Source organism: Micromonospora sp. WMMD737 (assembly GCF_049179055.1).
Lineage (GTDB): Bacteria > Actinomycetota > Actinomycetes > Mycobacteriales > Micromonosporaceae > Micromonospora > Micromonospora reichwaldensis.
This window is the reverse complement of record NZ_JBMHMH010000001.1, coordinates 4,778,298-4,798,620: the sequence shown is the minus strand read 5'-3', so window position 1 is coordinate 4,798,620 and position 20,323 is coordinate 4,778,298. Positions and strand designations below refer to the sequence as shown.

Genomic DNA, 20,323 nt, shown 5'->3' with positions numbered 1-20,323 from the left:
CAAGGCGACGTGATGCACGAGTCTCTGACCATCGGCCAGCTCTCCGTCCGCAGCGGCGTCGCGCCCTCGGCGCTGCGCTACTACGAGCGGCTCGGGCTGATCCGGGCGGAGCGGACGGGCGGCAACCAGCGCCGCTACGCCCGCACCGAGCTGCGCCGGGTGGCGTTCGTCCGGATCTCCCAGCAGGTCGGCATCTCGCTGGAGGAGATCCGGGAGGCGCTCGACTCCCTGCCTGCGTCCCGCACGCCGAGCGCGGAGGACTGGGCGCGGCTCTCCGCGACCTGGCGGGAGCGGCTCAACGAGAAGATCCGGCTGATGACGAAGCTCCGCGACGACCTCGACGGCTGCATCGGCTGCGGCTGCCTGTCCCTGCAACGCTGCACGCTCAACAACCCCGGCGACTCGCTCGCCGGCGAGGGCCCCGGCGCCCGCCTGGTGCTCCCCCGCGAGGTCGCGGACCCGACGCCGACGCCCTGACCGCCGGGGCGGACCGCGCGTCAGCCGGTCGTCAGCAGCACCTTGCCGACGTGGTCGTTCGACTCGACCAGGCGGTGCGCCTCCGCCGCCTCCGTCATCGGCACCCGCCGGTCCACGACCGGCCGGACCGCGCCCGACTCGACCAGCGGCCACACCTGCTCGCGTACGCCGCGTACGATCTCCGCCTTCTCCTCCAGCGGCCGGGACCGCAGCGCGGTGGCCGCGATCGTGCCCCGCTTGGCCAGCAGCGCCCCGAGGTCCAGCTCGCCCTTGCGGCCACCCTGCATGCCGATCACCACCAGCCGGCCGCCCGTGGCCAGCGCCGCCACGTTCCGGGGCAGGTAGGCGGCGCCCATGATGTCGAGGATGACGTCGGCGCCCCGGCCGCCGGTGACCCGCCGGACCTCCTCGACGAAGTCCTGCTCCCGGTAGTCGATCGTGTGCGCCGCCCCCAGCTCACGCAGCCGCTCGTGCTTGGCGGCGCGGGCGGTGACCACCACCGTGGCACCGAGCGTGGCCCCGAGCTGAATCGCGAAGGTGCCGATGCCGCTGCCGCCACCGTGCAGCAGCAGCGTCTCGCCCCTGCCGAGCCGGCCCACCCGCACCACGTTCGACCAGACCGTGCAGGCGACCTCGGGCAGCGCCGCAGCGTCGACCAGGTCGACGCCGGCCGGCACCGGCAGGAGCTGCCCGGCCGGCACCGCGACCCGCTCCGCGTAGCCGCCGCCGGCCAGCAGCGCGCAGACCTCTCGGCCCACCTCCCAGCCGGCCACGTCGGGCCCGATCGCGCTGATCACCCCGGAGCACTCCAGCCCGGGGTACGCGGGCGCGCCCGGCGGCGGCGGGTAGTGTCCCCGCCGTTGCAGCAGGTCGGCCCGGTTGACGGCGCTGGCACGCACGTCGACGACCACCTCGCCCGGGCCGGGCTCGGGATCGGGCACCTCGCTCCAGACCAGTGCGTCGGGTCCGCCGGGCTCCGGGACAGTCATCGCGCGCATGTTCCGTGTCTACCCCACCCGCCCGTCGGTCCACGCCCGGGCCAGGATCTCGTCCACCGTCCGCGCCGGGGTCAGCGCCGACGTGTCCAGCCAGAGCCCGATCCGGGGCGTCTGTGCCCGGAAGTCCGCGTCCAGGTCGGCGACCGGCCAGTCCCCGTACCCCTTCTTCTCGCGCGCCTGTTCGCGGGCGGCGACGGCCTCGGGGCTCGGCGCGAGCACCACGACCGCCAGCGGCCGGTGGCGGATCCGGTCGACCATCGCCGGCAGCTCCGCGCCGAGGATCACGTCCTGGAGCAGCACGGTGAAGCCGGCGGCGGCGTACCGGTCCGCCGCCGACGCCGCGAGGTCGTAGCGCAGCCGCAGCTGCCGCCAGGCCTCCGCCGACGGCTCGGCGGTCATCTCCTCCCGGCCGCTGACCACCATCCGCCGGAAGACGTCGCCGCGCAGGTGCACCGCGCGGGGCAGCCGCCGGGCCAGTGCCTCGGCCACAGTGGACTTTCCGGCGGCCATGATTCCGCTGATCAGCACCACCGACGGGTTCTCCCACACGCCGTCGATCATGCCAGCGCGGGTGCGGTGCCCGCTCGCGCGCAGCGGGTCCGTGGCAGACTAGGCACGTCGCGCACCCTTGGGCGCGCGGCCCGGGAGGGTTCGCCTAGTGGCCGATGGCGCTGGTCTTGAAAACCGGTAAGGCAGCGATGTCTTCGTGGGTTCGAATCCCACACCCTCCGCTCCCCTGGACAGCAAAAACGCCCCCTGACCAGCGCAAACGCGGGTCAGGGGGCGTGTCTATGTGCGGTGAGTCGGTCTCACTTCGTCCCGCTCGGGACAGTCGTGTCTCACTGGTCGTGTCGTTTACGTGTCGGCGTTCCTCGGCTCTCCCTCGGCCGCTTCCGGCTGTTCGGTGCCCAACGCTCCCTCAATCCGCTTCCGCGCGGCCTCGTCCTGTCCGTCGATGCATGAGGCGTAGACCCTGAGCAGCACGTGCACGCTGTGTCCGGCCCACTGGGCAACCTGGGTAGCTGGCACCCCGGCGTTGAGCCAGAGCGACACGGCGGCGTGCCGCAGGTCGTACGGCCGATGCGCCAGGGGTGAGCGCTGCTGAACCGGCGTCAACGCCGCCTCCCGCGCTTGCCGCCAGGCACGCAGGTAGGTGCTTTTCGACACCGGGGCCGGCCGAGCGCCAGCGGCATTGAACATCCGGCCGTTGGCATCGCGGCAGTGCTCGCGTAGGTGGCGCCGCAGGATGCGGACCAACTCCGGGCAGGCTGGCACGTCGCGCGTTGCCTTCTTGGCTCGGTGCTTCAATTCCCGGTCTTCCAGCGATTGGCCGGTGTCGCTCCAATCCTCGCCGACCTGCTGCGTAGAGCCGCTGAGGTGTAGCCACCCCCACCCTTTCTCGGGCAGCTCGCATTCGTCGGCACGTAGGTGGATCACCTCAGACGGCCGGAGAGCGGCGAAGTACATGCAGGCGAAGAAGCCTTCCAGGTGTGGATCGCGTTCCCGTACCGCCGTTAGCAGTGCGCAGGCTTGCTTAGGGTTCACCACCACCTTTCGGTCGACCTGATCGGTGTTCTTCGGCGCGCGCCACTGGATGAAGTCCATCGGGTGGGCGTCGAGATAGCGCAGTTCTACGGCGTACTTCAAGGCGCTGTAGAACACCGCGCGCTTCCTGGCGACGGTATTTGCTGCGGCCGGCCGACCGTCAATCCGGGTCGTTAGCAGGTCAAGCGCCTTCCGGATGGTGGCCGGATTCGCTACCTCGGTTAGCGGCAGTGTGTTCGCGCTGAGCCATCGGACAACCGGACCGATCTTCTCCGGTGGCACGCCGCCGTCACGGTCGCGCTGCAACTTGTTGAAGGTCCACGCGTAGAGAGCGTGACGGATCTCCGCGTTGCTCGGTGCTCCGCGCGACGTGGCGAGCAGTGCGGGCGTGACCGTGGTAAGCGCGTCAGCGATGCTCTTGCGTTGGGTCGCTGCGGCGCGTGGCCACTTCATGTCCACGAAAGCAACGGCCAGGTCGTACCAATTTCGGCTGTTCAGTTCTCGGGCCATCGGTTCGGGTAGCCCGTTCTTCTCATCGAACGCCGTTCCCTCGCGCTGCGCCACGACCAGTTTCGAGCGGTAGCTCTCGGCCAATGCGCGGGTGGCGAACGTCTTCCGGAACGGCTTGCCGGCGACCTTCCACCGAACCGTGTACGACTTCGTCTTGCCGGACAGCTCGTTGGTCAGGATCGCGTGGATTCGTACGTTGTAGCTACTCAAGCGGCTGCCTCTTCCTCGTGGTCGGTAAGCCAGGCGTCCAGGTCGCGGCGGCGGACGTACAGGCTGCCGTTGGGGTACTTGATGGTTCGGGGCGCGCGGCCGGTGGCCTTCCAGCGGAAGAAGGTCGACCGGGGCACGCGGAGTTCGTCCAGGACCTCGGCGAGGGTGAGCAGGTTCCCGGTCGGGGTGCGGCGGGTGGTCATCGGCGGGTGTCCTCCCTCGGAGTGGCGTCGACGTAGATGCGCTGGAACATCGGGGATCGGCGGTCGGGGTAGGGCCGGGAAACGGTGTGGATGTGCAGCACTTGGCCGATGGCGGCGAGCGCGGCGGCTGTTTCAGCGGGTGTGCCATGCAGCCTGATTCGCACGGTGAGGGCCTTCCGGTCGGCGCGGGTCACTTATGGAGGTATAGGGAGGCATCGCCGCAGAACGGCGTAGAGCGGCCCACTGAGAGCGCCGTAGACGCAAGATCCGGCGCAGGCCGGGGTAAGGCATAGGGCCGAACCGTCTCCGTGGCTCTCAGCGGGCCGTTTCCGGGGTGCCGGCGGGCCGCCCGGCGGCACCGGCGAGCGTCCGCGAGGGGGCCGGGAAGCGTTGACACGTTGACAATCGGCCGACACGCGGACGTTTCCGCAGGTGAGAGCCGGTGTCGGGGTGTCAACGCCCCCCGTTGACAGGCGTTGACACCCGTTGACACCGGGCGGGCCGGCGTGCGGAGTGTCAACGCCTGTCAACGGCTGTCAACGCGGCCCGTTGACACCCTCGCGGGTGTCCTGACCTGCGGAAACGTCGCCGTCGAGGGCGGGTGTCAGCGTGTCAACGCTTCCGGGCACCTCCGCCACGGCGCGGGGGTGCAGTTCGTAGCGGCCATCCGGGCCGTGGCGAACCCAGCCGAGGGCGGCCAGCTCGGCGAGCACCGCCGACACCTCCTCGGACTTTGGGAGGCGTCGGGAGACGCGGCGGTGCAGTTCCCGGCGGGTGAACGTAGCCATGCCCTTGGCGGTGAGCACGCCGAGCACGTAGCGGGCGTTCTCCATCGCGGTGTCCGTGCCGATCGCGGTGAGCGCGGCCCGGTAGTGCGCGGCGAAGAACTCGGCCAGTCTCACGGCGTCGGCCATGCGGTCGGCGTCGACCGGCCGCCGCCAGGCGTCGGCGGGGTGGTGCGCGACGTGCAGCAGCCCGGCCAGCCGCAGCGTTGCGCCGGACAGCTTGTTGCCCCACTCGCGCATGTCATAGAGGCTGCCGCCGGGCCGCAGCTCGGCCTCTACCTGCTCGGCGGCGGCCCGCCGCACGCGGCCGGCGTTCTCGGTGAGGGTGACCACCGCCGGGTCGGTCCACTCGGCGAGGGTGGCGGCCAGGTCGTGAACGCGGTGGGCGTAGCCGGCGGTCACCTGCTCGGGCACCGGCTCGGTGTCGACCGCCCGATACCCGGCCAGCGACCGGGGCAAGGCGAACAGGAACCGGGCGGGTAGCCCTCGTCCGGCGAGGTCGGCGTTGCCCCCGAACTTGCGCAGCACGGTCGGTTGCGCCATCACGCACACGGTCAACGCGGGTTTCTCGACCGAGGCACCCTCGCGGGTCTGCCGCTCGTTGCTCATCGGCTGCCCCGCGTGCCCCTTGAGGTAGGGGTCCAGGTTGGGGGCACCGGAGTAGCGGCCGGCGAGGGTGTCGAAGATGCCGCCCTCATCGCTGATGATCGCCATACGCCCGCCGTTGGCGGCCATCAGCCCGATGAGGGCTTCCGGGGTGGCGTCGTCCACGATCAGTTTCGGCAGGCCGGGAACGGTGATCGCCTCGGCCGCGATGGCGGCGGCTACCGCCTCGGCCGATGCCTCATCGCGCTTGTGCGGGTCGCTGGCCTTGGCCGCTGTCGCTTTGGCTTGCTCGGCCTGCCGGTCGGCGATGTCGCGCAGCGCGGCGGCCTCGGCGATCCTCGGGCGCATCGCCTCGGCCAGCGTCGACTGTGCCGCGAACAGCGGCGCGGTCATCGCCCGGTGAACGGGCGACTTGCGCTCGCCGGGGCCGGCGATGACGGCGGCGAAGATGTTCACCGGCTCCCGCCACCCGGCGACCGGCTCCACCTCCAGGCGGCCACCCGCACATGCGGACAGCACCGCCACGGCGAGGGTGCCGGCCATGGCCGGATCGGTCTGGGTGAACCGGGCAACGCCGGTCACCATGTCGCCGAGCCAGCGGGGAAACACGTCGACCGGGAACGGCGGCGGCGCGGTGTTCGGGCCGGTCAAAGGCACTGGAACATCCCACAGCGGACCGCCCGCGGTCGGCTCGCCGGTGGTGCCGGCGGGGTCGGTGACGAGGTGCAGACGGGCGGCGGTCATGCGGCCACCTTTCGGGGACGGTGGGAGCCAGCAGCTAGCCCGGATCGGATGGTGCGTGCCGTCTCGACGTGGCCCAGCCCGGCACGCGCTGCGGCCTGTTCCAGCACTGCTCGGGCGTCGTCCTCGGCGAGCGCGCCACCGGCCGCAAGTTGGCCGAGCGCTACGGCGGCGATGTAGAGCGACCGATTGCGCTCTCCGTCCGGCGCGGTGGTCACCCGCTCGGCCTCTCGGTTGATCGCGGCCCGCACGTACGCCTCGGTCCGGTCGGTGGGCAGGTCGACCACCACCGGGCGCTGCGGCGGCAGCGGGGCCGGGGCGAGCAGCTCGGCGAGCCACGCGGGCAGCGGGGCCGGGTCGGTGTCCAGGTCGACCACGTACGGGCGGCCGGCGACCGTCGAGCCGGCGGCGACGACGTAGCCGCCGTGCGCGCGGGTGTCGACCATCGGGCCGAGGGTGCCGGCGGTGTTGCGCAGCGCCGGCCCGTGGTCGGAGTGCCGGTAGTAGAGGTGGGTGCCGCCGCGCCCGGTGGTCACGGTGTAGGTGGCGTCGATGCCGGTGGCGTGCGCGGCGGCCAGCTCGGCGAGGGTGTCCAGCCCGGTCGGGCCGCCGGTCGCGTTGCCCTTGGGCACGTCCAGGTCGACCACGACGAGACGGGACGGCCCGCACGCGATGCCGACGCCGTAGGGGCGGGTCGACCACGCTCGCCGGATGCGGTCGGGGTCGGTGGTGGCGCGGGGTTCCCATCCGAGGTGACGGCCAGCGGCGCGGCAGCGCGGGTCCCGGCCGGTGCAGCCGTCGGCCGCGTGGTCGGGGAACGCGGGCCGCTTGTCGTCGGGGCGTAGCGGGAAGACGTGCCAGCCGCGTGCGGCGTGCGCGAGCGCGGCGGCGAGCAGGTCAGCGTCAGGCATGGTGCTCCCTTCCGGTGGGGTCGGGGTGTGCAGTGGTGTCGACGGGGGCTCGGGCCGCCCGGCCAACGCCGAGGGCGTGTGGGCGGGACAGCGCAGACCTTGCAGGTAGGGCCGTAGAGCCTCGGTGGTGTGGCAGTAGCGGCCGGCGGTGCCGATCCAGTGGCCGCACCGCCCGCCGGTCACCGCTCGGCCCGCCTCGGCCGGGGCCGGGCCGCGATGGCGGCGCGGGTCACGGCCTGGCGCACGTCGCCGAGCAGCCCCACCAACTGGCGGCGGGCAGCCAGCTCGCCGGGGGCGAGGGCGACCCTGACGCGCACCTCGGCGTGTTCGCGGCCGGTGGCGGTACGCACCCTGACGAGGACGGCGCGGGCGTGGCCGGCAACGTCGACCACGATTTCGTCGGAGCGGTGCTCGCCGAGGCCGCAGCGGTGGTCTCGGCCGCACCAGTCGGTGTGCCCGGCGCGGCCGGCTCGGCGGGCGGTCATTGGTGGCCTGCCCGGTACTCGGTGCGGATGTAGTCGATGAGGCGGCGGCCGACGCGTACGCGGATGCCGGTGCCGTCGCAGCGGCGGCAGTCGCGGCGGGTGCCGATGGCGGTGCGGTGTGAGCGGGCACCGTGGCAGCGGCGGCAGCGTCCCCAGGGCGAGGTGAAGCACACGGCCAGGTAGCACAGTGCGTAACCGAGGGCCGTGAGGCTAGCGAGCAGGGCAATGGTGGTCACGAAACGCCTCCACGAGCCGGTTTGAGGGTGCGGAAGGCTGACGCCGCTAGGAGTTAGGGCGCTGGCCAGGGTTGGGATTGGTTGCTAGCGGGGGTGCTAGGTCTAGCGGGGGGTGCCGCTAGACCTAGCGACCACACGCTGTCCGGGTTAGGCGGCTTTGTCGCCTCGCCGCTTGTGACGCTCCGCGACCGCATCGGCGATGTGGGCGCGTTCGATGCCGCGCCGGTTCGCGCCCTTGCCGGTCGTCGGGTCGGTGCCCCACACCTGCCCCGTGGTGATGCCGTACGGCTTGAGCGCTGCCGTGAGCTGATCGCGGGTCAGGTCCCCGTACGCCTCGGCGTTCAGGTCGGCTAGCCGCTCGGTGAGCGTCTCGGCCCACACCTTCGCCTCGGTCGCCGGAACGACGGTGAGGATGTCGTCCAAGAGCGTGTCCCGGCGGGCCGCCGGGGCGGCCGTGGTCTGCCCGATGGCGTGGCCGGTAAGGGTGCCGGCAGCCTCTCGCAGGGCGCGTGCCCGGTCGGTGATCTTCTCGGCGGTGGGGCCGTCGACGTAGAAGGTGCGCACGATCTGCGCGTCGTCGGCGGCGCCGACGAGGTAGCCGACGCCCTTGTCTTTCTTGGCGAACATGGTCGCCCGGATGCCGTTCTTGTACGCCGAGGTGCCCAGGATCATGTCGTTCTCGATCTGACCCATGACCCGCAGGCAGAACCGCGTACCAGCGTTCGCGCTGACCCCGGTAGGCAGGCTCTTGGCGTCCGGCCGCTGCGTGGCCAGGACCAGGATGATGCCCAGGGCGCGACCGAGCTTGATGATTTTCTCGGCCAGTTCGCCGGCTTCCTTGCCGAACTCCGGGTGCGAGAACAGCTCTTGCACCTCGTCTAGGGCGACGACCAGCCAGTGAAGGCCCAACTTCTTGCGGCGGGCAAGTTCGGGGGTGACCTTGTTGTCCGGGCATACCGCCTTGGGCAGGCCCTTGATGACGGCGGCGCGGCGCTGGCACTCCTTGCGCAGCTCCCGCAACGCCATCAGGCCCTCTTCGGCGGTGTCGTCGTCCTGCCCGGAGGCGTAGCGGGCCGACACCTTCTCCAGGGGGTCGAGGCCGCCGGTGCCCTTGAAGTCGAAGCACCACAGTTCCGCGTACGGGTCGAGGGCGGCGGCGAGCATCGGCACCTGCGTGGCGGCCGTCTTGCCGTAGCCGGGAATCGACCCGATCAGCACGTTCGTGTAGGGCAGCTCGAAGGAGATGACCCGGCCGCGTGGGTCGGTGCCGAACGGCACCGGACGGCCCAGGTCGAACCCGCCGGACGCCTTGAGCAGCGGCCATGGCTTCGGCGGGGTGGCGGCCATGTCCTGATCGCCCACCCACAGCAGCAGCCGGCCCGGGTGCACCTCCGGCTGTCCCTCGGGCCAGACGCAGCCCAGCGGGCGGGTGAGGCCGGCGGCGAGCCGGTCGCGGCGCTCGATCACGTCGCCGGCCGTGACGCCGGGCGGCAGGTCGATGTCGGCCCGCCACCCCGGCCCGTCACGCACGATCGGGGCCGTAAAGGCGATGGCGCGTTGTCCCTGCTTGGCGATGGCTTGGGTGATGCCGGAGATGCCGAGCACGGCCAGGGCGCGCACCACCACATCGGAGGTGAGTCGGGCGACGCGGGGGATGACCACGGCGGTGTCGAGTAGCGGCTTGTCGGCCGGCTGCCCGAGCATCCCACACAAGGTGACCAGCATCGCGAGGACTGCCCACCGCGACCACGGCGGCGCGAACGCCACCGCAACGCCACCGGCGAGGGTGACGGCGAGGGTGAAGGTGGCGACGATGCCGCGCCACCGCACCCGCCGGTCACGCTGACGCGACAGCTTTAGATACAGCTCTCCATCCTTGGTTTGGGAGGTCGACTGCCGCAACTGCTCGCCTTCCCAGTCGAACAGCCACCGGGTAGCGCCACTGGCGACCCGGGCGGCTCCGGCGGGGGCGCGCAGCAGCAGCTTGCCGCCGTACTTCGGCAGGCGGGTGGCGTGGTAGACGGTGCTGTGTAGCAGGTGTCCCACCGTCCACCGCATCACGTCGCGCAACTCATCGAGCGACCGCACCCAGGCGGGCAGGATCGGCCGACGCTGACCGGCCCGCGCGCCCGACAGGGTGAACCGCGGGGCCTTCTGCGCGGCGGGCGAGTCCACCAGCACCGGCCCGCCGTCGTCGTCGGGGTCGGGGGTGCGGGCGGCGCGGGCGGCGTCCAGGTCGACCACCTCCGCATCCGGGCCGGCGGTGATGTCGGCTTCGGCGGCCTGCCAGTCGAAACGGTCGTCATCGTGGGGGGCAGTCATGATGGGGGTTCCTCCATCTGATCCGTACTCGGGTCGGGGGTTGAGGGCCGGCGGCACGGCACGGGTTGTCGAGGCCAGGGGCCGTGCCGCCGGGCCGGGTCAGAGCCGGATGTGCAGGCTGCCGGTGATCTCGTCGACCTGCCGGCCAACGCGGGCGTTGCCGGTGCGGACGTTCTCGGTCCGGCCCGCCGTGGTGTCGGCGGTGCTGGTGTCCTTCGGGGTCTTGCCGGTGTCGCGGCGGCCAGCGACGTGACCGACCTGCACGTCAACGCGGTCGGTACCGGAGGCGACGTTGCGGTTACCCATAGCGGTGGTGCTCCTTCGGTCTGGCCGTCCAGGGGATCTGGCGGCTTCCGCGCGTCACCGGGTGATGAGCCGGTGACGACGGGAGCGGTCAGCTCTTGACGGAGACGCGGTTGCCGCAGTCGCCGCAGGTCGCGTGCGTGCGCTGGTTGTCGGCAGTGATGTCGCGCCAGTTGCTTTCGTTGCCGCAGGCCGGGCACCACAACTGCGAGTTGCCGGTGGTGATGCGCCCGCCGGTGGAGCCGATCGAGATGCTTGCCATCAGGGGTTCTCCTTCGTGTGGGGGTGGGTTAGGCGGCGCAGAACAGGGCGGCGATGAACAGCCAGCCGATGTGCCAGGACTGGTCCAGGGCGTAGGCGCCGGTTCCAAGCGACGGGTTGTCGTCGCGGCCGGGGCGAGGTGCGCCGAGGGCGTAGAAGCGCGCCGAGCCGAGAGCGGCGGCGATGCGCTTGAGCGGGGTGCGCCGGTCGGCGACGTAGTGACTGACCGCCGAGATCGTCAGCCCGACCGCCACGCCCCACGGGTCCAGCCGCAGGCCGGTACCGGCGACCAGGACGACCAGGGACAGCAGGGCGGTGAGGGTGTAGGTGGCGATGTGAGCGGCACAGGCGATACGGCCCGGCCAGCCCGGTTCGCCCTTGCAGTCGGCCTGGTGCTGGCTCTGCACCCAGTGATCGCCCACCTGATGGGCGACGTAGAGGGCGACGTACACGGCCGCGAACGTGGCGGCGTGGCGGCCGGTGGGGTCTGCGAACATGGGTGGTCTCTCCCGAGGTCGATCGGCTGAGGGGTGAGGGCCGGCGGCACGGCATCGGTTTCCAGGCCAGGGGCCGTGCCGCCGGGCGTAGCTAGTCGTGGGTGCGTACGAGGTGGGCAAGGGCGGCACCCATGCCGAGCACCGCGACCGGAAGGCACGCCACGGCGGTGGTGATCCACAACGGGGCCGAGGTGACGCCGGCCGCGACGAGCAGGTGATAGGCGACCTGCCCGAGCGCGCCCACCGCCAGGGAACCGAGGGCCGACCACTTGGCGAACCGTCGCGCCGCGTCCGGCACCCGCCCGGACAGCCACACGTACAGGGCATACGCGCCGTACGTCTCGACACCGATCGGCAGGGTGATCGCGGTGTTCAGGCTGAACCCGTCCGCGATGCCGGGCAGCGGGTGCACCACGCCGAACCCGGTGAGTCCGCCGAGTCCAACCCACCCGGACCAGATCGCCACGAACGCGGGCAGCGCCAGCAGCACCACCGGCCACACCACCGCCGGTCGGACCGGATTCGGCGGGGTGGGCGCGTCCGGGTGACCGACCACCGTGACCTGCTCGGCCGCCTCAGCGACGGGGGCCGCCGGTGCGGGGGGCGGGGCCGACTCGGCGACCGGCACGGACTCGGGTACGCCCGGGTCCGTCCACGACGTGCCGGCGGGCGGCAGCAGCGCGCCCCGGGCGATCATCGCCGCGCGCAGCGTCTCGGCTCGCTCCGTCGCCTCGGCCGGTTCCGGTGCCGGGTCCGGGCCGATCGGCTCGGCGTAGTCCAACGGGTTTCGGGTCGGCTCGTCGGTGTCGACCGGCGGGGTGCTCGCGCGGAACCTGGGAGCCAAGGACACCAGTTCGGCCAGCGCGCTCGCCCGGTCCATCGCGAGTCCGAACACGGCCGCGTATTCGGCGGCGGTGGGAACCTCGCCACGCTCGTCGGCGATGTCGATGGCCGCCTGAATCATCGCGGGACCCGTAATGCCGGTCAGGTCCGGCGCGGGGGTGGCGTCCTTCTCGGCCAGGTCGGTGCCGGCGAGCAGCCGGACCACCTCGGCCCGCACCGCGTCGGCCTTCGGCGCGCCGATGCGGTACTGCCGCATCAGGGCGTTACGAGACGGAATCTTGCGCTCCTGCTTCGCCCATGCCAGCGCGCGGGGCACCAGCTCGTCGATGGGCTGCGGGTAGCGGGTGCCATTGATGGTGGGAGCGGTCATCGGGTCACCTCGTCCAGGTTGTCGGCGAGCAGGTCACGGTGGGCGGGGAACACCTGGCCGTCGTAGGCGTCGGCCAGGTGGTCGGCGAGCACGTCGTAGTCGTCGGCGGGCAGCCACAACGCCCGGCGGGCGTCGTCGGCGCCGGTGACCGGCGGGAAGTCGTCGCGGCGGTGGTGGCCGATCCAGGTGCGGGCCAGGACGGTGACCATCCATGCCTCGTCCGAGGCGCGGGGGTCGGGCACGTAGCGCGGGGCCGACAGCTCCCACCGGGCATCGGGAAGGGTCAGGCCGGTTTCCTCGGCCAGCTCTCGCACGGCGGCGTCGGCCGGCGTCTCGCCGGGGTCGACCTTGCCTCCGGGCAGCGCCCAGCCGTGGCCGTCGCCGCGCTCCACCATCAGAATCCAGCGGTGCCGGTTCTCGTCCCAGAGCGACACCAGGGTGTCGGCGCAGACCTGCTCGCCCCAGTGGCCGAGCTGGTTGCGGCCGTAGCGGATGCCGGTCGGCGCGTACGGGTTGACCGGCCGTCCGTTGACCAGCGGGAACGGGAGCGCGGCGGCGGCCCGGCGGGCGGTCCAGTCGATGGCGGTGGGGTCCATGGTCGGGTCGACCCACGCGGCTCCGGCGGCGATGCCGTCGAGAACGCTCGGGTGGGTGTAGGTGCGGGGGATCATGCGGCGGCCTCCATGGGGTGGGCGCATTCGAGGCACTCGCCGAGCGAGCGCGGGATGTAGTACGGCCGCACCTGCCGGCAGATGCGGCAGGTGCGGCGGGCGGTGAGCGCGGCGCGGACCGCCCGGAGTTGGGCGGGGGTGGCGGTGCGCTTGGGTCGGGCCAGGTCGACCCGGTAGAGGTAGGCGGCGCGGGTACCGCCAACACCGCGCCAGAGAACCTGGGCGGCGATCGGCTGACCACCGGGCCGTAGGCCGGCGGCGGTCAGTTGGCGGCGGGTGGCGTAGCCGGCGGGGGCACCGCGCCACCAGTAGGTCGGGATGCCGTACCGCGTGCCCTCCGGGTCGTGGAAGGCGGCGCGGATGCGTGACATCAGGCCGCGCGGTGCGGGCCGGCGAGGGTGCCGGCGGCCAGCTCGGCGGCGGCGCGGGTGACACGGGCCTCGGCCCGGCGCAGCCGCCGCCAGTCCAGCGGCGTGGGGCCGCCGTGGTCCTCGGCGTAGATCAGGGTGATTTCGGCGTCGAGCACGTCCAGCTCGGCCGCGATCAGCGGCCACTCCATGTCGATCGCGGCCAGGTCGGCTGCGGTCGGCTCGGCGGTGATCGGGGCGAGGTGCTTCCTCACGGGAACCTCCGGGAAGGTCGATGAAGTGGGGAACGTCCCGGGGCGCGACCAGACCGGCCGGACCCCGGGACGGGCAGAAACAGAAGGCAGAAGCAGAACCGCGTGCCAAGATCCGGCCCACTCGCCCCGCTCGCCCGGGACCTACCGGGGTCGACCACCGTGTGGCTCAAGGCGGGGATGCCGCAGACGGATCTACGCGGCGCTTCTGCTGTGAAGTTCTCAATGGACGACCACACGACCGGTCCGTGGGCGCGCAGCGCAAAAGCGCCACCTTCCCCGGCTTCCGCCTGGCTTGTCGTTCCTGGCTAGCCAGGTGCGACGTGATGACCGTAGGGCGGCTTGGCTAGTCAGGTCAAGAGGGCGCGAGCAACTTCCCTAACTTGGCTAGTCAGAGCTACCGTGGGTGGGTGAGCGAGAACCTTGACTTCCTGGGTGAGCTAGATCCCGATGACCCGAAACAGGCGTCGCAGCAAATTGCGAACAAGCTGCGAGCGGCCATCCTCACGCGGCGGCTCGCCCCCGGTGACAAGCTGCCGTCACAGCCCGAGCTAGCCGCCCGCTACGGCGTCGCGCGAGAGACCGTCAAGCGAGCCTTGGAGCTGCTTCGGGCAGAGCGGCTGATTGTGTCCCGGCAGGGCAGCGGCGCGTTCGTCCGGGCGCAGACACAGCGAGCCGTCGAGCTGCGTCCGCATATCGAAGCCGCGTTTGACCGGCCCCACGTCACCATCGACTTCGCGGGGTTCTCAGGCGAGACGTTGCGAGACGCGGTCGCCGAAGCGCTCGACAAGGTGCGCGTCGGCCGGCTCGCGCCGGAAACGATCGCCGTGCGAGTCCTGATCTCCGACATGACCGTGCCGATGGCGCTGCCCGCACGGGCCGAGACACAGGCCGACGACCAGGCCGTACGCGAACGCGCAGAGCGGATCACACGCCGGGCAGCGGACGGCATCATCGATCAGGTCACCGAGCTGGGCGACCTCGGCCTCATCCGGTCGGCCACGGTTGAGGTGCGAATGCACCGGGCGTCCCCGCTGTTCAAGCTCTACGTCCTGAACGGTGAAGAGGTTTTCTACGGCTTCTATCCGGTCGTGGAGCGCACCGTTTCGATCAAGGGCGAGCCAATGGCGATCTACGACTTGATGGGCAAAGACGTGCCGCTGTTCCACTACGCGGTGACCGATGACGACGCTTCGCACGGCACGCAGTTCGTGGAGGCGTCCCGCCAGTGGTTCGACTCGGTGTGGTCGACCATCGCCTACCGGTACGACGGATGAACGCCGACCTCGGTCGACTGCTCGCCGGAGTCGGCGCGGTGCTGCTCGATTTCGACGGGCCGGTGTGCAGCATCTTCGCTGGCTATCCGGCGCCGCAGGTGGCCGTCGAGCTGGTTGACGTGCTGCGGCGGCACGGGGCCGAAGTGCCGCCGGATCTTGCTAGCGAGCCGGACCCGCTTGAGGTGCTCCGCCGTACCGGCGCGGCCGGCGACCAGGGCGTCACGCGGGCGGTAGAGGACGCGCTCTGCGTAGCCGAGCGCCGGGCCGTTGAGACTGCCGAACCCACGCCGTACGGCCGTGAGGTCATCGTGGCGGCTAGGCAGGCCGGGATGCCGGTGGCGGTGGTCAGCAACAACTCCGCTGGCGCGGTGGCCGCCTACTTGGCAGCGCACCGGCTCGCCATGCACGTCTCGCCGGTGGTTGGTCGGGCGTACGCCGACCCCGACCGCATGAAGCCCAACCCGGAACCGATCCTGCAAGCCGTGCGCGCCGTCGGCGAGCCGCCGAGCCGGTGCGTGCTGGTCGGCGACTCGCTCTCGGACATCGACGGGGCGAGGGCGGCCGGAGTGTGGGTGATCGGCTACGCGAATCGGCCGACCAAGGCCGAGACGTTCCGGGCCGCTGGGGCGGACGTGGTGGTCACGAGCATGGGCGAGATAGCCGACGTCCTGATCGAAGGGACTTGCGGTTGATCCCAGAAACCATCGAGTTACGAGCTTCTGCTCATTTGACCGAAAGCCCATCCCGAAACTTCGTCTATCCGACCCCGCCAGTAGTATCCGTTCGCTGGTACGGGATCGGGAAGAAAGTTTCGAGCGTCCCTGAGATGGATGTGAGTGGATGGTTGCCGCAGGCGTGCTCGTTCTTCTTTGGTCAGATCTTCATCGTTCTTTGCTAGAAGCTCTAATTCCTCGTTGTGTGCCTTCCTTACGGCGTCGGCGAAGAAGCTTACAAACGAGCGTTCGCCCTGCTGTTCCGCCTGCTCGGCGAACCACTGCCAGTGAGGTATAAGCTCGCCCGATATTAGGGATCCGCGCACATTTAGAGTTAGCCAGATCCCTTCACTCATCGGCTCTTTGTGGTTATTCAGAGCTCCGACAAGGATGCCGAGTACGGCATCGTGCTCCTCCCGCAATGTATTCTCCGATTCTTCTTTTACCTCCTCTTTAAGGTCGGCTTGAGAGGCTGCCGACGTAGGTGGCACGCTCACGTATACGTTTACCTGTTGCCCCGAGCCTTGAACGCTGCTGTTGGCGTGACCTGACGCCCAGGCGGTTTGAGAAACATCAGTGAGGTGGCGGCCGAATCCGACGTCACCGTTACCTGCCGCCATCACTCTGCCCTGCGCCGAAAACGTTCGACTGGTGACCGTGTCCTTGAATCACCTGCTGGGCGTTGTCGAAAGCTGCGGCATTCTGGGTAACATATCCGGTCGAACGCGAACTTCCGCCCGCGTTGATCTGGCCGATTAGGCTCTGAAGTTCTTCGGCGGCCCCAGGATTCTCCGCCAAAAAGTCCTCAAGTCGGGCTCTCCAGGCGATATGCTGCTCCGCCTTCACTCGCTCTGCATCGGACCCGGCCGACTCAATGGCGACCCTAGTGCGTTCGAGGCGTTCCTCAGTGGTCGCCATTTGGGCTTGATCGCCGCGCCCGAAAAGTCGGCCAAATCCATTCTTCGCAAGTTGCCAAGTGTCCTCGGCTACAGCGCCGATTAAGGCCGTTCCGCCGGCGGTAGCCAGTCCGACTAGTGCTGCATCCACCATCGACACTGCTTCCCTTCGTAGAGTGCGTTCACCTTCGCCTATCATTCTGGGGAGCTACGATAGCGCCCGCACGGGCGAATGGCGTGCAACGCGGCGGCGTGCCGACATCAGGACACTTGCCGTCGCTGTGCCGTGGCCCCCATGCCATGGGAGCGATCGGCGCAATTCGTGCCAAAGTAGGCCGTTCCCTCTGCGGTCTGCGGAGCCGGAGGCGGTCGTGATACTACGCCTCTGGTGGCGCGCTTACAGAGGGCCGGGTCGGCGGCAGAGGATGCTGAACGCGCAATCTGGCGGTTAGTCGGAGTTGGCTGGATCTGGTTTGTGTTGCCGGGGATGATTTTGTATATAGGATTCTCGGCTTGGTCTATCAGTAAGCCAGGGCCAATTAGGGTCATGCTTGGCAGGGAAAGTCGAAAGGCCCGATTTGGGTAACCCCAATTCGGTGCGCATTTCCTCGTAGAGAACGTTTGCTAGGTCTTTAGCCTGAAACCATCCAGGGTAATAAGACACGAAGCTATTTCTTAGTTCTATTGGTGTTGTAATTTCCATTAAGCCACCCGACACTCGATTTGCCAGGTCGGCCACCCTTGGTCCGGCCATCAGCTGCACTTCCAGCAATGCAGGCTGAAGCTCGTCGTCCCATTTTCTTATGTACTCATGAAGGTCTTCCCCTATGGACGATTCGTCCTCTTCGCTTATAGGTTCGTCGCCATAGTAGGGCAGAAATGCTCCGATCCTGTCTATGTCGCGAAGCATTGCTTCTACTAAGACTATGTATGAGGCAAACACCTTTCGCCTGTCGGCTAGCCAACGCCGGTCATCTTCGGCCTTCCAACGTCGAAGATCGTTATTGCGTGCAATTCTTCCGCTAATCATCACGCCGCCAATGCCGCCAATAATGGCAAATGCTCCGGCAAGTAGGGATGGTGCTAGAACATCTAATTCCATAGCCGTAGTCTAGAGGTGCAGTGCAAAGCAGCAGGCGAGCGCGACATGCTGCGTCGAGCATGAAGGCGAGCAGCCCGATCACGCGACAAGATCCGGAACATGTACGGAAGTGTCAAGTGCTCGGCCGGGAGTCGGCGTACGAGTGTCCTGGTAGGACGAGGTGTAGCGGAGGCGGCACTAACCTCCTTCCCCAACCATGAACGGAAGTGCTACTGACAGCAGCGCTGACAGTAACTGCGCGGCGCCCCGAGCCCACCCGCGGAAGCGGACGGACAATCGCCAGCGGTAGGACGCGGTCCTTGCGGCCCATTGGAGGCGGCTTGGAGTTGGCAGGTCAGGCCATGGTCTGAGTGGTCCAGTGCCGTATCCGTGTCGCAAGGTGGGTGATGGCTCGCATATCAGCAGGTCAGCGCCGTGGGCTTCGTGGTCTTGAAAACCGGTAAGGCAGCGATGTCTTCGTGGGTTCGAATCCCACACCCTCCGCTTGACGATGATCTATTCCGGTGCAGCTCAGCCCCGGTTTTCAGGCCGGGGCTGACCGCCGGTGAGGGCTGGTGGGGGCTGGGAAGGCTCATTCGTAGTGGTAGCGGCACTGCGCGATCTGCACCGTGTCGTCCGTGATCCGGTACACGAGGCGGTGTTCCTGGTCGATGCGTCTCGACCAGAACCCCGCCCAGTTGCCGCGAAGCTGCTCCGGTTTGCCGATGCCTTCATGGCCGTTGCGTCGGATGTCCTCGATCAAGGTGTTCACTCGTCTGAGCATCTGGCGATCTCGCTGCCAGGTCAGGTAGTCGTCCCAGCCTTGGCCGGCGAACTGGACCTTCACGCGGCCGAGGCCCCACCTGAAGTGGCGTCGAGGTCGATCAGGTCGTGTGTCTCCCCACCCCCGTTGCGCAACTCCTCGACGGCTTCGTTCAGGCGGCGCGCGTTGGCGGGGCTGGCCATCAGGTAGGCCGTCTCCTTCAACGACTCGTACTCCCGCAACGAGATGATGACTGCGGCCTCCCGGCCGGAGCGGGTCACCACCACTTCCTCGGCGTCGTCCACGACATGATCGAGCATCTTGGCCAGGTTCTGTCGGACTTCTGAGTAGGGGACGGTCCGCATGCTGCCTCCCAACGTTACGTACAATAAATTGTACAAGGTTACGGAGCTGCTTGTCGGAGGCTCCGACGCCAGGCAAGCCTGAGTCTGTGCAGAAGAGGGTGCGGCGGCTACGCCTGCTTCAGCCTGCTCGCTCGGCTCGCCGCGACGTGGTGTCGTCAGCAGCGGAGGTAGGTGCCGCACAGCGGCGGCGCGTCGACGCGGCAGACCTTCCAACCGCCGCCGAAGCCGCCCTCCTCCGTCGTGTGGAAGCGCCACCGGTGGGTGGCGCCGGTGAAGGTGACGCTCCCCGAGGGGGCGACCTCCGTGAACCGGAGGTCCACCATCGCCGAGACCGTGCCGTCCGGGTCGGTCTGCCAGTTCGTCGTCTCGACCCGTACGCCGAAGGTGACCTGTGATTCGACCTGTTTGCGCAGGTCGCGCGCCTGCCGAAACAGCTCGTCCCGATTGTCGCCGCACAGGCACCGGTTGATGTCGGGGTTCTCCGCCGGCTGGAAGACCGCCAGGAGGTACGCCTCGGCCGCCGCAGCGGGCGTCTTCTCGCCCCGCCCCGCCTCGATCGCCCTCGTCACCGCCTGCCTGACGGGCGCACCGATGCAGGCAATCGCGAAGGCGACGGCGGCGGCGATCATCGCCCGGCGACGCCACTGCCGGGCGGTGAGGGGCATCTCGATCACCGGGCGAGACTACGTGTCCGAGCGACGTCGGGCGGGGGCGCGAGGCGGCCGGGCGCGTGTCACACGACGGCCAGCGGGCGTACGGGCGAACCCGTGCCGCCGACGATCGGCAGCGGGGCGAGGACGAACAGGAACTCGCTCACGCCGGCCTCGGCCAGCGAGTCCAGCCGCAGGTGCTCGACGATGTAGATGCCCGCCTCCACCAGCAGCAGCCGGTGGACCGGCAGCACCCGGAACCCCGCGCCGGGAAGGATCTGCTCGTAGGCGGTGGTGTCCGCGCCCGTCAGGGCGACCCCGTGCTCCCCGAGCCAGGCCGCGCCGGAGGGGTCGACGCCGGGCACCCCCGTGTCGAGACCGAGGTAGGCCGCCGGATCCGACCAGTGCCGGGCCCAGCCGGTACGCACCAGCGCCACGTCACCCTCGGCCAGCCGCACACCCGTACGCCGCAGGCACCGTTCGAGGTCGTCGGCGGTCACGCCGTACCCGCCGGGAAGGACGTCGACTCCGTGGGCCGAGGCGACGTCCAGCAGCACCCCCCGCCGGACGAGCGGCGGAATGGTCTCGGCGCCGTGTACGCCGAACCGGCCACCCGACTGCGCCTCGGCGGCGTCGTGGCCGCCGTGCAGCAGCCCGTCCTGCGAGATGTGCGACAGCGCGTCGACGTGCGTTCCGACGTGCCCGCCGGTGACGATCAGCTCGCCGGCCGACGAGCCGCCGTCGGCACGGACCACGTCGCCGTGCCGGCGGAGCAGGGCCAGGCGGAACCCCGGGTGGTTCGGCGCGCAGGGCATCCCCTCCTCGAACGGCTGGGCGAGGTCGTGGATGGTGACGCCCGCGGCGACGGCGTCCAGGAGTGCGGTCATGGCGGTGATCCTGTCTCTGCGGGGGTGCCGGATGCGTACCGGGCCGATTCCGGGTGCGGGTCTCGGGTGATGATTCCCCGTAATGGTTCCGCCACGTG

General features: G+C 69.8%; 27 protein-coding genes and 1 tRNA gene. 4 read left to right on the top strand and 24 right to left on the bottom strand.

What is annotated here, in order from left to right; translation table 11 throughout:
- Positions 1-12 precede the first annotated feature (12 nt).
- Positions 13-477 (top strand): redox-sensitive transcriptional activator SoxR, encoded by a 465-nt coding sequence (gene soxR, locus ACN27A_RS21065; protein WP_421456116.1) that lies wholly within the window; start codon positions 13-15, stop codon positions 475-477.
- Between the two features lie 20 nt (positions 478-497).
- Here soxR and ACN27A_RS21060 read toward each other — a convergent pair whose 3' ends face one another.
- Both ACN27A_RS21060 and ACN27A_RS21055 read right to left on the bottom strand, forming a co-directional pair.
- Positions 498-1,475, bottom strand: a complete 978-nt coding sequence (locus tag ACN27A_RS21060) for an NAD(P)H-quinone oxidoreductase (RefSeq protein ID WP_421456113.1) — start codon at positions 1,473-1,475, stop codon at positions 498-500.
- Between the two features lie 9 nt (positions 1,476-1,484).
- Positions 1,485-2,036: an AAA family ATPase gene (locus ACN27A_RS21055; RefSeq protein ID WP_421456110.1), complete on the bottom strand. Its 552-nt coding sequence runs from the start codon at positions 2,034-2,036 to the stop codon at positions 1,485-1,487.
- Positions 2,037-2,119: 83 nt separating this feature from the next.
- Here ACN27A_RS21055 and ACN27A_RS21050 point away from each other — a divergent pair.
- A tRNA-Ser gene (locus tag ACN27A_RS21050) sits at positions 2,120-2,206 on the top strand.
- Positions 2,207-2,330: 124 nt separating this feature from the next.
- Here the strand turns inward: ACN27A_RS21050 and ACN27A_RS21045 are convergent.
- The 15 genes from ACN27A_RS21045 to ACN27A_RS20975 form a co-directional block, all read right to left on the bottom strand.
- Complete coding sequence (locus ACN27A_RS21045; protein WP_421456107.1) at positions 2,331-3,740, bottom strand: tyrosine-type recombinase/integrase; 1,410 nt, start codon at positions 3,738-3,740, stop codon at positions 2,331-2,333.
- On the bottom strand, positions 3,737-3,943 hold the full coding sequence (locus ACN27A_RS21040) for a helix-turn-helix transcriptional regulator (RefSeq protein ID WP_145774200.1): 207 nt from the start codon (positions 3,941-3,943) through the stop codon (positions 3,737-3,739). Before ACN27A_RS21040 ends, ACN27A_RS21045 begins: the two co-directional genes overlap by 4 nt.
- Positions 3,940-4,137 carry a hypothetical protein gene (locus ACN27A_RS21035; protein WP_421456103.1) on the bottom strand — a complete coding sequence of 66 codons (198 nt, stop codon included), beginning with the start codon at positions 4,135-4,137 and terminating at the stop codon, positions 3,940-3,942. The genes ACN27A_RS21040 and ACN27A_RS21035 overlap by 4 nt, the downstream gene beginning before the upstream one ends.
- Before the next feature lie 342 nt (positions 4,138-4,479).
- A complete protein-coding gene (locus tag ACN27A_RS21030) occupies positions 4,480-6,078 on the bottom strand; it encodes a YfjI family protein (protein WP_421456100.1) in 1,599 nt (532 codons plus the stop codon).
- Positions 6,075-7,169: a bifunctional DNA primase/polymerase gene (locus tag ACN27A_RS21025; RefSeq protein ID WP_421456097.1), complete on the bottom strand. Its 1,095-nt coding sequence runs from the start codon at positions 7,167-7,169 to the stop codon at positions 6,075-6,077. The genes ACN27A_RS21030 and ACN27A_RS21025 overlap by 4 nt, the downstream gene beginning before the upstream one ends.
- Positions 7,166-7,471, bottom strand: a complete 306-nt coding sequence (locus ACN27A_RS21020; protein ID WP_421456095.1) for a hypothetical protein — start codon at positions 7,469-7,471, stop codon at positions 7,166-7,168. Before ACN27A_RS21020 ends, ACN27A_RS21025 begins: the two co-directional genes overlap by 4 nt.
- Positions 7,468-7,707, bottom strand: a complete 240-nt coding sequence (locus ACN27A_RS21015) for a hypothetical protein (protein ID WP_421456092.1) — start codon at positions 7,705-7,707, stop codon at positions 7,468-7,470. The genes ACN27A_RS21020 and ACN27A_RS21015 overlap by 4 nt, the downstream gene beginning before the upstream one ends.
- A 147-nt stretch (positions 7,708-7,854) precedes the next feature.
- Complete coding sequence (locus tag ACN27A_RS21010) at positions 7,855-10,029, bottom strand: cell division protein FtsK (protein ID WP_421456089.1); 2,175 nt, start codon at positions 10,027-10,029, stop codon at positions 7,855-7,857.
- 99 nt (positions 10,030-10,128) lie between these two features.
- Positions 10,129-10,335 (bottom strand): hypothetical protein, encoded by a 207-nt coding sequence (locus ACN27A_RS21005; RefSeq protein ID WP_421456086.1) that lies wholly within the window; start codon positions 10,333-10,335, stop codon positions 10,129-10,131.
- Positions 10,336-10,423: 88 nt separating this feature from the next.
- Positions 10,424-10,594 carry a hypothetical protein gene (locus ACN27A_RS21000; protein WP_421456083.1) on the bottom strand — a complete coding sequence of 57 codons (171 nt, stop codon included), beginning with the start codon at positions 10,592-10,594 and terminating at the stop codon, positions 10,424-10,426.
- Between the two features lie 28 nt (positions 10,595-10,622).
- Complete coding sequence (locus ACN27A_RS20995; protein ID WP_421456080.1) at positions 10,623-11,090, bottom strand: DUF3307 domain-containing protein; 468 nt, start codon at positions 11,088-11,090, stop codon at positions 10,623-10,625.
- A 91-nt stretch (positions 11,091-11,181) separates the two neighbouring features.
- Positions 11,182-12,054, bottom strand: a complete 873-nt coding sequence (locus ACN27A_RS20990; RefSeq protein ID WP_421458550.1) for an ABC transporter permease — start codon at positions 12,052-12,054, stop codon at positions 11,182-11,184.
- Between the two features lie 245 nt (positions 12,055-12,299).
- Complete coding sequence (locus ACN27A_RS20985) at positions 12,300-12,974, bottom strand: NUDIX domain-containing protein (protein ID WP_421456077.1); 675 nt, start codon at positions 12,972-12,974, stop codon at positions 12,300-12,302.
- Positions 12,971-13,345: an RRQRL motif-containing zinc-binding protein gene (locus ACN27A_RS20980; RefSeq protein ID WP_421456074.1), complete on the bottom strand. Its 375-nt coding sequence runs from the start codon at positions 13,343-13,345 to the stop codon at positions 12,971-12,973. The genes ACN27A_RS20985 and ACN27A_RS20980 overlap by 4 nt, the downstream gene beginning before the upstream one ends.
- Positions 13,345-13,596 carry a DUF6284 family protein gene (locus ACN27A_RS20975; RefSeq protein WP_421456071.1) on the bottom strand — a complete coding sequence of 84 codons (252 nt, stop codon included), beginning with the start codon at positions 13,594-13,596 and terminating at the stop codon, positions 13,345-13,347. Before ACN27A_RS20975 ends, ACN27A_RS20980 begins: the two co-directional genes overlap by 1 nt.
- 407 nt (positions 13,597-14,003) lie before the next feature.
- On the opposite strand from ACN27A_RS20975, the gene ACN27A_RS20970 reads away from it, so the two are divergent.
- Together ACN27A_RS20970 and ACN27A_RS20965 are read left to right on the top strand one after the other, a co-directional pair.
- On the top strand, positions 14,004-14,870 hold the full coding sequence (locus ACN27A_RS20970; RefSeq protein ID WP_421456069.1) for a winged helix-turn-helix domain-containing protein: 867 nt from the start codon (positions 14,004-14,006) through the stop codon (positions 14,868-14,870).
- The gene (locus tag ACN27A_RS20965; RefSeq protein ID WP_421456066.1) at positions 14,867-15,562 is read left to right on the top strand and encodes an HAD family hydrolase; all 696 of its coding nucleotides are present in this window, start codon (positions 14,867-14,869) and stop codon (positions 15,560-15,562) included. Before ACN27A_RS20970 ends, ACN27A_RS20965 begins: the two co-directional genes overlap by 4 nt.
- Positions 15,563-15,579: 17 nt before the next feature.
- Here ACN27A_RS20965 and ACN27A_RS20960 read toward each other — a convergent pair whose 3' ends face one another.
- The 7 genes from ACN27A_RS20960 to ACN27A_RS20930 all read right to left on the bottom strand — a co-directional run bounded on the left by ACN27A_RS20960 (position 15,580) and on the right by ACN27A_RS20930 (position 20,225).
- Positions 15,580-16,203, bottom strand: a complete 624-nt coding sequence (locus tag ACN27A_RS20960) for a hypothetical protein (RefSeq protein WP_421456064.1) — start codon at positions 16,201-16,203, stop codon at positions 15,580-15,582.
- Positions 16,190-16,633, bottom strand: a complete 444-nt coding sequence (locus tag ACN27A_RS20955; protein WP_421456061.1) for a hypothetical protein — start codon at positions 16,631-16,633, stop codon at positions 16,190-16,192. The genes ACN27A_RS20960 and ACN27A_RS20955 overlap by 14 nt, the downstream gene beginning before the upstream one ends.
- Positions 16,634-16,927: 294 nt before the next feature.
- Positions 16,928-17,581, bottom strand: coding sequence for a hypothetical protein (locus ACN27A_RS20950; RefSeq protein ID WP_421456060.1), 654 nt, complete (start codon positions 17,579-17,581; stop codon positions 16,928-16,930).
- A gap of 571 nt (positions 17,582-18,152) precedes the next feature.
- Entirely contained in the window at positions 18,153-18,407 is a 255-nt protein-coding gene (locus tag ACN27A_RS20945) for a Txe/YoeB family addiction module toxin (RefSeq protein ID WP_421456057.1), read from the bottom strand.
- A complete protein-coding gene (locus ACN27A_RS20940) occupies positions 18,404-18,688 on the bottom strand; it encodes a type II toxin-antitoxin system Phd/YefM family antitoxin (RefSeq protein WP_421456055.1) in 285 nt (94 codons plus the stop codon). Before ACN27A_RS20940 ends, ACN27A_RS20945 begins: the two co-directional genes overlap by 4 nt.
- 155 nt (positions 18,689-18,843) lie before the next feature.
- Positions 18,844-19,362, bottom strand: a complete 519-nt coding sequence (locus tag ACN27A_RS20935) for a hypothetical protein (RefSeq protein ID WP_421456053.1) — start codon at positions 19,360-19,362, stop codon at positions 18,844-18,846.
- A gap of 59 nt (positions 19,363-19,421) precedes the next feature.
- Positions 19,422-20,225: a cyclase family protein gene (locus ACN27A_RS20930; protein WP_421456050.1), complete on the bottom strand. Its 804-nt coding sequence runs from the start codon at positions 20,223-20,225 to the stop codon at positions 19,422-19,424.
- Positions 20,226-20,323 lie beyond the last annotated feature (98 nt).

What these genes read in the sequence shown, in the direction of transcription:
- soxR (WP_421456116.1), top strand. Translation starts at nt 13, where the DNA reads ATGCACGAGTCTCTGACCATCGGCCAGCTCTCCGTCCGCAGCGGCGTC.
- ACN27A_RS21060 (WP_421456113.1), bottom strand. Translation starts at nt 1,475, where the DNA reads ATGCGCGCGATGACTGTCCCGGAGCCCGGCGGACCCGACGCACTGGTC.
- ACN27A_RS21055 (WP_421456110.1), bottom strand. Translation starts at nt 2,036, where the DNA reads ATGATCGACGGCGTGTGGGAGAACCCGTCGGTGGTGCTGATCAGCGGA.
- ACN27A_RS21040 (WP_145774200.1), bottom strand. Translation starts at nt 3,943, where the DNA reads ATGACCACCCGCCGCACCCCGACCGGGAACCTGCTCACCCTCGCCGAG.
- ACN27A_RS21030 (WP_421456100.1), bottom strand. Translation starts at nt 6,078, where the DNA reads ATGACCGCCGCCCGTCTGCACCTCGTCACCGACCCCGCCGGCACCACC.
- ACN27A_RS21020 (WP_421456095.1), bottom strand. Translation starts at nt 7,471, where the DNA reads ATGACCGCCCGCCGAGCCGGCCGCGCCGGGCACACCGACTGGTGCGGC.
- ACN27A_RS21010 (WP_421456089.1), bottom strand. Translation starts at nt 10,029, where the DNA reads ATGACTGCCCCCCACGATGACGACCGTTTCGACTGGCAGGCCGCCGAA.
- ACN27A_RS21005 (WP_421456086.1), bottom strand. Translation starts at nt 10,335, where the DNA reads ATGGGTAACCGCAACGTCGCCTCCGGTACCGACCGCGTTGACGTGCAG.
- ACN27A_RS21000 (WP_421456083.1), bottom strand. Translation starts at nt 10,594, where the DNA reads ATGGCAAGCATCTCGATCGGCTCCACCGGCGGGCGCATCACCACCGGC.
- ACN27A_RS20995 (WP_421456080.1), bottom strand. Translation starts at nt 11,090, where the DNA reads ATGTTCGCAGACCCCACCGGCCGCCACGCCGCCACGTTCGCGGCCGTG.
- ACN27A_RS20990 (WP_421458550.1), bottom strand. Translation starts at nt 12,054, where the DNA reads ATGATTCAGGCGGCCATCGACATCGCCGACGAGCGTGGCGAGGTTCCC.
- ACN27A_RS20985 (WP_421456077.1), bottom strand. Translation starts at nt 12,974, where the DNA reads ATGATCCCCCGCACCTACACCCACCCGAGCGTTCTCGACGGCATCGCC.
- ACN27A_RS20980 (WP_421456074.1), bottom strand. Translation starts at nt 13,345, where the DNA reads ATGTCACGCATCCGCGCCGCCTTCCACGACCCGGAGGGCACGCGGTAC.
- ACN27A_RS20965 (WP_421456066.1), top strand. Translation starts at nt 14,867, where the DNA reads ATGAACGCCGACCTCGGTCGACTGCTCGCCGGAGTCGGCGCGGTGCTG.
- ACN27A_RS20960 (WP_421456064.1), bottom strand. Translation starts at nt 16,203, where the DNA reads ATGGCGGCAGGTAACGGTGACGTCGGATTCGGCCGCCACCTCACTGAT.
- ACN27A_RS20955 (WP_421456061.1), bottom strand. Translation starts at nt 16,633, where the DNA reads ATGGTGGATGCAGCACTAGTCGGACTGGCTACCGCCGGCGGAACGGCC.
- ACN27A_RS20950 (WP_421456060.1), bottom strand. Translation starts at nt 17,581, where the DNA reads ATGGAATTAGATGTTCTAGCACCATCCCTACTTGCCGGAGCATTTGCC.
- ACN27A_RS20940 (WP_421456055.1), bottom strand. Translation starts at nt 18,688, where the DNA reads ATGCGGACCGTCCCCTACTCAGAAGTCCGACAGAACCTGGCCAAGATG.
- ACN27A_RS20930 (WP_421456050.1), bottom strand. Translation starts at nt 20,225, where the DNA reads ATGACCGCACTCCTGGACGCCGTCGCCGCGGGCGTCACCATCCACGAC.